1 protein-coding gene and 8 pseudogenes are annotated in these 9854 nt (G+C 56.7%); 4 read left to right on the top strand and 5 right to left on the bottom strand.

Going from position 1 to position 9854, the window contains the following annotated elements; all coding sequences use genetic code 11:
* From D3H35_RS01140 to glyQ (D3H35_RS01120), 5 genes and pseudogenes are all read right to left on the bottom strand, one after another.
* Positions 1–581: CHC2 zinc finger domain-containing protein (locus tag D3H35_RS01140; protein ID WP_233567686.1), on the bottom strand; the 581-nt coding region annotated here is incomplete at its 3' end.
* Between the two features lie 49 nt (positions 582–630).
* Positions 631–1100, bottom strand: a pseudogene (locus D3H35_RS01135) (YaiI/YqxD family protein).
* Positions 1101–1408: 308 nt separating this feature from the next.
* Positions 1409–2205: pseudogene (locus D3H35_RS01130) on the bottom strand (pyruvate, water dikinase regulatory protein); the annotation flags it as partial.
* 66 nt (positions 2206–2271) lie between these two features.
* Positions 2272–4352: pseudogene (glyS, locus tag D3H35_RS01125) on the bottom strand (glycine--tRNA ligase subunit beta).
* A 9-nt stretch (positions 4353–4361) separates the two neighbouring features.
* Positions 4362–5230, bottom strand: a pseudogene (gene glyQ, locus D3H35_RS01120) (glycine--tRNA ligase subunit alpha); the annotation flags it as partial.
* A gap of 769 nt (positions 5231–5999) precedes the next feature.
* Between glyQ (D3H35_RS01120) and glyQ (D3H35_RS01110) the strand changes: the two are divergent.
* The 4 pseudogenes from glyQ (D3H35_RS01110) (at position 6000) to D3H35_RS01100 (ending at position 9822) form a co-directional block, all read left to right on the top strand.
* Positions 6000–6886: pseudogene (gene glyQ / locus D3H35_RS01110) on the top strand (glycine--tRNA ligase subunit alpha).
* A pseudogene (gene glyS, locus D3H35_RS01105) lies at positions 6879–8581 on the top strand (glycine--tRNA ligase subunit beta). The pseudogenes glyQ (D3H35_RS01110) and glyS (D3H35_RS01105) overlap by 8 nt, the downstream one beginning before the upstream one ends.
* Before the next feature lie 67 nt (positions 8582–8648).
* Positions 8649–8951, top strand: a pseudogene (locus D3H35_RS34530) (DALR anticodon-binding domain-containing protein); the annotation flags it as partial.
* A gap of 66 nt (positions 8952–9017) precedes the next feature.
* Positions 9018–9822, top strand: a pseudogene (locus D3H35_RS01100) (pyruvate, water dikinase regulatory protein).
* The last annotated feature ends 32 nt before the right edge of the window (positions 9823–9854 follow it).

The following is a 9854-nucleotide window of genomic DNA, read 5'->3' as shown; positions in this document are numbered from 1 at the left end:
CTGTTTGCGGGAAAGCAGTCCTCCCGTTCCATCTCGGCAGGCTCGTATTGCTGCCTGGCGAGAGCCTGGACGAGAGTGTCCCATCTTGCCGAGCGTAGCCAATGCCGAACTCTTCGATCAGCTTGTCCGAAAACCGCGCGAGCGCAAATAATCCTTGGCAGACTTGGCGGCTTCCGTATTCTGCAGCAAGTAATGGTACAGCTTGGCGGTATAGGCATGCGCTTCGAACAGAGTCTGCTTCTCCCTCTGTCTCGGCGAAGGCTCGCACCGCTCGAATCGCTCCATGTGACCGCGATTCCCGCTTCTTCCGCCATTCGCTTGACCGCTTCGGGGAACGTCTCGCCCTCCATCTCCATGACAAACTTGATGGCATTGCCGCCCTTGCCGCAGCCGTAGCAATGAAAAATTTGCTTTTCCGGCGTAACTGTGAAGGAAGGCGTCTTCTCCGAATGAAACGGACAGAGTCCCTTGAGATACTTGCCGTTCTTCGACAAATGGACGTATTTGCCCACCGTATCCGCGATATCATGCTTTCGCAGCACTTCGTCGATGACCGCTTGGGGAATCTTTCCTTCATTCATATGCGCTCACCTGAACTTTCCAACTGAATACGCAGTTATTATGAATTCGCTATCGTTCGCGATTCTCCTGCATCCCCCGCAATAGAGTTGTCAGTTTTTGTTGAAATCGATCTCGGTCTTCATTGGTGAACGGAGGTGGCCCTTCGTTCGCGCTCCTCCGCGCCTCTGCTTTGCCGAAAAATGTCGTTGAGCCAGCAGCTCGTCGATATCAGCTTCCCGTATTTCGCGTCCCCGCGGAGTCAGCACAGCCGCCCCCCGCGCCAAACCGAGCGCGGCGAGACCGTAATCTCCCGTCACCAGCACATCCTGCCGCGTCAGCACGTTGGCGATATAAAGATCGGCCGATTGATTGCTCGCATCGACGGTAACTACGCTGACCCGATCTTCCGCCACCAATCGGTGAGCGTGGCTGGAAACCATGAGCGCAGTCGCGTCAAGGCTTTGCACCGTTCGGGCGATTTCCGATTTGACGGGGCATGCATCCCCGTCGACAACGACTCGATTTCGAACAAGAACCATTTGATCACCACACACGTTCGTCCAAAGTTTGCCGTTATATTATATACGCTAATGAGCGCCAGAATCCTGCTTACGTCCCATCAAATTTTAACATGATACCTCTTGAGCCGCACACTGTCAAGACCACAGCCACATGATCGCCGCAAATTTGTCATATTTTAGGGTTTTATGGGAGCATGACGAATTCATCGGATAGAAAGAAAACGAAAGCAATAACGTCAAAATACTAAAAAGCTGTCTGGAGGCCTTCCATGTAGGGAAGGCTCCCAGACAGCTTGAATCGGATAAAAAGCAAAAGCGTTATTTCCAAAATGCTCCAAAATCAAACTCGCCGTCTCCTCTACCGCCTTATAAGAGACGTCGATGACGATGCAGCCGATTTTGTCCATCACTTGGCGGGCGTGCTCCAGCTCTTTCTCGATCCGCTCCGTCGTGGCATAGGACGCCGAGTTGGGCAGCCCTAGAGCTTTCAGCCTTTCCTTGCGGATCGCGTTAAGAGATTCCGTGCTGATCGTCAGGCCTATCACTTTGCGAGGGGAAACGGCAAAGAGCTCCTTGGGCGGAACGAGCTCCGGAATGAGAGGAACGTTGGCCACCTTAAACGTCTTGTGCGCAAGCACCATGGAAAGCGGCGTCTTCGACGTGCGGGACACCCCGATCAGCACAATATCCGCCTTGTTAATGCCGGTTACGTCCGGGCATCGTCGTAACGGACGGCGAACTCCACCGCTTCGACCTTGCGGAAATAGTCCGCATCCAGAACGTGGTTGAGCCCCGGCTCGTGCCGGGACTCCCTTCCGAGAGAACGCTCCAGCCTGTCGATAAGAGGACCGAGGAGATCGATTGCCGATACTTTGCGCGTCCTGGCCTGCTCGATCATGTAATCGCGCAAGTAAGGGATGACGAGGGTGAACAGTACGATGCTCTCCTCGGCTTCCGCCGCGGTCAATACCGCATCTATCCCTTCTCTCGATTGGATGAAGGACGCTCTGCGGATATGAATGGAAACCGGATGAAACTGCGCGGCGGCCGCTCTGACCGCGTGCTCTCCCGTATCTCCGGCGGAGTCCGACACGACGTAAACAGACACGCTTGCGTTCGGCATGGTGACCATCCCCTCGTCATAGATTTGTCGTTCGATTCTGGCGTGCGAACAATAGGCTATACTTGCTTAGCCGACCAGCTTGGTGAAGTCGGCGAACGCCTTCACGTCATCTGCTATCAGCGCCAATAAAGCGAGACGGTTGCGGCGAACCGCTTCGTCCTCCGCCATGACCATAACCGTCTCGAAGAACGTCGTGACCGGCTCCTTCAATGCGGCCAGTGCGGCGAAGGCAGCATCCGTATCCGCTTCGGCGATCGCTTTGACGAACGTTCCGTGCGCGGTTTGCCACGCCTCGTACAAGCTTCCTTCGGCGGCGTCGGCGAATAGATTAGCGTCGACTTGGCGCGAATCAGCCTTCGCCCCGAGGTTGCATGCGCGGTTGAAGGCTTCGACGATCGGACGGAACTCGTCGCGCCGTTCTTCCGAAGCCGCCTCATTCAACGTTGCGGCGCGAAGGATCGTGCGGCGAACGTCATCCGAGCCTGCGCCGAGAATAGCGTCTGCGACGTCGTAGCGGACATTGCGCTCGGTCAGAACGTTTTTCACGCGCAGCGTGAAAAACTCTTGCGCATCCTTGCGAATATCGTAGGCTTCGCGCTTCAATCCCCGTTCGGCATGAATCTCCAACGCGATGGAGAACAGCTCGGACAGCGGCAGCTCCAAGCCGTGTGCGAGAATGGTACTGACAATGCCGGCCGCTTGGCGGCGCAGCGCGTAAGGATCCTGCGAGCCGGTCGGCACGATGCCGATCGAGAAGCAGCCCGCGATCGTGTCGATCTTGTCGGCGATGCCGACGATGGCTCCGACGAGCGACGCCGGCGGATTGTCGCTGGCATTGCGCGGAGAATAATGCTCGTTGACGGCGCGCGCCACGCTTTCCGTTCTCCCGCCTTGCGGGCGTAATCCTCGCCCATTATGCCTTGCAGCTCGGGGAACTCGTATACCATCTGCGAAACAAGGTCGAATTTGCAAATATCGGCCGTCCGGCTGACATCGGCGCGAACGCTGTCGTCGGCGCGCAGCGCCTGCGCAAGCTTGTCGGCAATCGCTCTCGTACGCCGTACTTTGTCGGCAACCGTGCCGAGCTCTTCATGGTAAACGATATTCTCCAGCTTGGCGAGCGCATCGGCAATGACAAGCTTCTTGTCTTCTTCATAGAAGAACTTCGCATCGGACAGACGCGCGCGCAGCACCTTCTCGTTACCTTTGGCCACAACATCGATCGACAGACCGTCGCCGTTGCGAACGGTAACGAAATGCGGCTGAAGGCGTCCTTCCGAATCGAGAACCGGAAAGTAGCGCTGATGCTCGCGCATCGACGTAATTAGAACCTCTTGCGGAATGTTCAAAAATGCCGGATCGAACGAGCCCGTCAGTACGGTCGGCGTCTCGACGAGGAACAGAACCTCTTCCAGCAAATCCTCTTTAACGGCGATATGCCAGCCGCGTTCGGCGGCCAGACGGCCGATGCCTTCCTGAATCGCCTTCTCCCGCTCGGCTACATCGACGATGACGTGCTGCTCTTTCAATGCTTCCACGTAAACGGCCGGATTATCGATCGTTGCGTCCGCTCCCAGGAACCGATGGCCCCGCGACACGTTGCCCGACTTCACGCCCGTTATTTCGAAAGGAACGACTTCGGAGCCATGCAACGCCGCGAGCCAACGGATCGGACGAACGTAGCGCAGATCGTAAGCGCCCCAGCGCATATTTTTTGGGAAGGTCAGCGAGGTGACAAGCGCCGGCAACGCTTCGGGTAGAAGGGAAGAAGTTTCCACGCCGACGCTGCTCTTGTTGGCGAAAATATATTCAACATTCGCCACTTCGCGAACGACGAACGATTCGGCGTCCACACCTTGGCTGCGACCGAATCCGAGAGCGGCTTTGCTCCAGGCTCCTTCGGCATCCTTGGCGATTTTGAGCGCCGGGCCCTTTACTTCCTCGTTCACGTCGGCTTGCTTGTCGGCCAACCCGATTACGATGACGGCGAGTCTGCGCGGAGTCGAATACGCTCGCACTTCCTCGAAGCTTAGACGGCTGTCGTTCAACCATTTGACCGTTTTGTCTTTCAGTTGGTCCATCGCCGCTCTAACGAAGCGGGCAGGCACTTCTTCCAAACCGATTTCCAACAACAAATCCTTAGCCATTGCGAACCGCCCTTCCTTCAATAGCGGGAAGCCGAGCCGTTCCCGTTCCTGCAAATAAGTGGCCGCTACTTGGCGAGCCAAATTCCTAACGCGAGTAATATATCCCGTCCGCTCCGTTACGCTGATTGCGCCGCGGGCGTCGAGCAGATTGAACGTATGCGAGCATTTCAGCACGTAATCGTACGCCGGGAATACGAGATTCTGATCCATCGCCCGCTTCGCTTCCGCCTCGTAAGTCGAGAACAATTGAAACAGCATCGCCGCGTCCGACACTTCAAATGTGTACTTGGAATGCTCGTATTCGGGCTGCTTGAATACATCGCCGTAGGAGACGCCTTCTACCCATTCCAGATCGAACACGTTCTCTTTTTCCTGGATATAGGAAGCAAGCCGCTCCATACCATATGTGATCTCGACCGCTACCGGGTGGCAGTCGATGCCGCCGACCTGCTGGAAGTACGTAAATTGCGTAACTTCCATACCGTCAAGCCACACTTCCCAGCCGAGTCCCCAGCGCCGAGCGTCGGCGATTCCCAGTTGTCCTCCACGAAACGAATGTCATGGTGGCGGGGATCGATTCCAAGCGCCTTGAGGCTGTCCAGGTAAATTTCCTGGATGTTGTCCGGCGAAGGCTTCATGATGACCTGAAATTGATGATGCTGGTAAAGCCGGTTCGGATTTTCCCCATAGCGACCGTCAGCCGGACGTCTGGAAGGCTCGACGTAAGCGACGTTCCAAGGCTCCGGACCGATCGTCCGCAGAAACGTCATCGGGTTCATCGTTCCCGCGCCCTTCTCCGTGTCGTAAGGCTGAACGACGATACAGTTGTACTTGGCCCAGTACTGCTGCAGCGTAAGGGTCATTTGTTGAAAATTCATTTTTCCTGCACTCCTTCGACAATTGGGTGTGACGGCTTGACGCTAGGCAGGAACGACGGATCGGAACGCAAAAAAGCTCCCGTCTCCAACGCCCGCTCGCGGACGTAGGGACGGGAGCTCGAGGTTCCCCGCGTTTCCACCCTACTTGATTTCACGACGACGATACGCCGAAAAATCCTCTTTTTTCCGTGGCATGTCTCTCTGGAGCGCCGTGTTCGCCGTTCCGTCCGTCCGGGCTTGCACCCTCCCCGGCTCGCTTCGCTGCCGACAGAACCGGTTACTTTCTCCTTCATCGAGAACGATTCAATTATGTAGTCATTCTATCTAACCGCGCGGCGGATGTCAATCACCCGCATCGTCGTTTCGGGGAGGTCTGACGGCCGTATCGAAGCAGGCTCTGTTTAAGCCCAAGCATTTCCCCGTGCCGTTCCAATTGACATCCGCCGCGCGGTTAGATAGAATGACTACATAATTGAATCGTTCTCGATGAAGGAGAAAGTAACCGGTTCTGTCGGCAGCGAAGCGAGCCGGGGAGGGTGCAAGCCCGGACGGACGGAACGGCGAACACGGCGCTCCAGAGAGACATGCCACGGAAAAAAGAGGATTTTCGGCGTATCGGTCGTGAGTAGGGTGGAACCCGCGGGAACCTCGAGCTCCGTCCCTACGTCGCGAAGCGGGCGTTGGAGACGGGAGCTTTTTTGCGTTCCGATCCGTCGTTCCTGCCTAGCGTCAAGCCGTCACACCCAATTGTCGAAGGAGTGCAGGAAAAATGAATTTTCAACAAATGACCCTTACGCTGCAGCAGTACTGGGCCAAGTACAACTGTATCGTCGTTCAGCCTTACGACACGGAGAAGGGCGCGGGAACGATGAACCCGATGACGTTTCTGCGGACGATCGGTCCGGAGCCTTGGAACGTCGCTTACGTCGAGCCTTCCAGACGTCCGGCTGACGGTCGCTATGGGGAAAATCCGAACCGGCTTTACCAGCATCATCAATTTCAGGTCATCATGAAGCCTTCGCCGGACAACATCCAGGAAATTTACCTGGACAGCCTCAAGGCGCTTGGAATCGATCCCCGCACCATGACATTCGTTTCGTGGAGGACAACTGGGAATCGCCGACGCTCGGCGCTTGGGGACTCGGCTGGGAAGTGTGGCTTGACGGTATGGAAGTTACGCAATTTACGTACTTCCAGCAGGTCGGCGGCATCGACTGCCACCCGGTAGCGGTCGAGATCACATATGGTATGGAGCGGCTTGCTTCCTATATCCAGGAAAAAGAGAACGTGTTCGATCTGGAATGGGTAGAAGGCGTCTCCTACGGCGATGTATTCAAGCAGCCCGAATACGAGCATTCCAAGTACACATTTGAAGTGTCGGACGCGGCGATGCTGTTTCAATTGTTCTCGACTTACGAGGCGGAAGCGAAGCGGGCGATGGATCAGAATCTCGTATTCCCGGCGTACGATTACGTGCTGAAATGCTCGCATACGTTCAATCTGCTCGACGCCCGCGGCGCAATCAGCGTAACGGAGCGGACGGGATATATTACTCGCGTTAGGAATTTGGCTCGCCAAGTAGCGGCCACTTATTTGCAGGAACGGGAACGGCTCGGCTTCCCGCTATTGAAGGAAGGGGCGGTTCGCAATGGCTAAGGATTTGTTGTTGGAAATCGGTTTGGAAGAAGTGCCTGCCCGCTTCGTTAGAGCGGCGATGGACCAACTGAAAGACAAAACGGTCAAATGGTTGAACGACAGCCGTCTAAGCTTCGAGGAAGTGCGAGCGTATTCGACTCCGCGCAGACTCGCCGTCATCGTAATCGGGTTGGCCGACAAGCAAGCCGACGTGAACGAGGAAGTAAAGGGCCCGGCGCTCAAAATCGCCAAGGATGCCGAAGGAGCCTGGAGCAAAGCCGCTCTCGGATTCGGTCGCAGCCAAGGTGTGGACGCCGAATCGTTCGTCGTTCGCGAAGTGGCGAATGTTGAATATATTTTCGCCAACAAGAGCAGCGTCGGCGTGGAAACTTCTTCCCTTCTACCCGAAGCGTTGCCGGCGCTTGTCACTCGCTGACCTTTCCAAAAAATATGCGCTGGGGCGCTTACGATCTGCGCTACGTTCGTCCGATCCGTTGGCTCGCGGCGTTGCATGGCTCCGAAGTCGTTCCTTTCGAAATAACGGGCGTGAAGTCGGGCAACGTGTCGCGGGGCCATCGGTTCCTGGGAGCGGACGCAACGATCGATAATCCGGCCGTTTACGTGGAAGCATTGAAAGAGCAGCACGTCATCGTCGATGTAGCCGAGCGGGAGAAGGCGATTCAGGAAGGCATCGGCCGTCTGGCCGCCGAACGCGGCTGGCATCGCCGTTAAAGAGGATTTGCTGGAAGAGGTTCTGTTCCTCGTCGAGACGCCGACCGTACTGACGGGCTCGTTCGATCCGGCATTTTTGAACATTCCGCAAGAGGTTCTAATTACGTCGATGCGCGAGCATCAGCGCTACTTTCCGGTTCTCGATTCGGAAGGACGCTTCAGCCGCATTTCGTTACGTTCGCAACGGCGACGGTCTGTCGATCGATGTTGTGGCCAAGGTAACGAGAAGGTGCTGCGCGCGCGTCTGTCCGATGCGAAGTTCTTCTATGAAGAAGACAAGAAGCTTGTCATTGCCGATGCGCTCGCCAAGCTGGAGAATATCGTTTACCATGAAGAGCTCGGCACGGTTGCCGACAAAGTACGGCGTACGAGAGCGATTGCCGACAAGCTTGCGCAGGCGCTGCGCGCCGACGACAGCGTTCGCGCCGATGTCAGCCGGACGGCCGATATTTGCAAATTCGACCTTGTTTCGCAGATGGTATACGAGTTCCCGAGCTGCAAGGCATAATGGGCGAGGATTACGCCCGCAAGGCGGGAGAACGGGAAAGCGTGGCGCGCGCCGTCAACGAGCATTATTCTCCGCGCAATGCCAGCGACAATCCGCCGGCGTCGCTCGTCGGAGCCATCGTCGGCATCGCCGACAAGATCGACACGATCGCGGGCTGCTTCTCGATCGGCATCGTGCCGACCGGCTCGCAGGATCCTTACGCGCTGCGCCGCCAAGCGGCCGGCATTGTCAGTACCATTCTCGCACACGGCTTGGAGCTGCCGCTGTCCGAGCTGTTCTCCATCGCGTTGGAGATTCATGCCGAACGGGGATTGAAGCGCGAAGCCTACGATATTCGCAAGGATGCGCAAGAGTTTTTCACGCTGCGCGTGAAAAACGTTCTGACCGAGCGCAATGTCCGCTACGACGTCGCAGACGCTATTCTCGGCGCAGGCTCGGATGACGTTCGCCGCACGATCCTTCGCGCGCAACGTTGAATGAGGCGGCTTCGGAAGAACGGCGCGACGAGTTCCGTCCGATCGTCGAAGCCTTCAACGCGCATGCAACCTCGGGGCGAAGGCTGATTCGCGCCAAGTCGACGCTAATCTATTCGCCGACGCCGCCGAAGGAAGCTTGTACGAGGCGTGGCAAACCGCGCACGGAACGTTCGTCAAAGCGATCGCCGAAGCGGATACGGATGCTGCCTTCGCCGCACTGGCCGCATTGAAGGAGCCGGTCACGACGTTCTTCGAGACGGTTATGGTCATGGCGGAGGACGAAGCGGTTCGCCGCAACCGTCTCGCTTTATTGGCGCTGATAGCAGATGACGTGAAGGCGTTCGCCGACTTCACCAAGCTGGTCGGCTAAGCAAGTATAGCCTATTGTTCGCACGCCAGAATCGAACGACAAATCTATGACGAGGGGATGGTCACCATGCCGAACGCAAGCGTGTCTGTTTACGTCGTGTCGGACTCCGCCGGAGATACGGGAGAGCACGCGGTCAGAGCGGCCGCCGCGCAGTTTCATCCGGTTTCCATTCATATCCGCAGAGCGTCCTTCATCCAATCGAGAGAAGGGATAGATGCGGTATTGACCGCGGCGGAAGCCGAGGAGAGCATCGTACTGTTCACCCTCGTCATCCCTTACTTGCGCGATTACATGATCGAGCAGGCCAGGACGCGCAAAGTATCGGCAATCGATCTCCTCGGTCCTCTTATCGACAGGCTGGAGCGTTCTCTCGGAAGGGAGTCCCGGCACGAGCCGGGCTCAACCACGTTCTGGATGCGGACTATTTCCGCAAGGTCGAAGCGGTGGAGTTCGCCGTCCGTTACGACGATGCCCGGGACGTAACCGGCATTAACAAGGCGGATATTGTGCTGATCGGGGTGTCCCGCACGTCGAAGACGCCGCTTTCCATGGTGCTTGCGCACAAGACGTTTAAGGTGGCCACGTTCCTCTCATTCCGGAGCTCGTTCCGCCCAAGGAGCTCTTTGCCGTTTCCCCTCGCAAAGTGATAGGCCTGACGATCAGCACGGAATCTCTTAACGCGATCCGCAAGGAAAGGCTGAAAGCTCTAGGGCTGCCCAACTCGGCGTCCTATGCCACGACGGAGCGGATCGAGAAAGAGCTGGAGCACGCCCGCCAAGTGATGGACAAAATCGGCTGCATCGTCATCGACGTCTCTTATAAGGCGGTAGAGGAGACGGCGAGTTTGATTTTGGAGCATTTTGGGAAATAACGCTTTTGCTTTTTATCCGATTCAAGCTGTCT

It is taken from the genome of Cohnella faecalis (assembly GCF_003570905.1).
Lineage (GTDB): Bacteria > Bacillota > Bacilli > Paenibacillales > Paenibacillaceae > Cohnella > Cohnella faecalis.
This window is presented reverse-complemented; position numbering and strand designations above follow the sequence as displayed.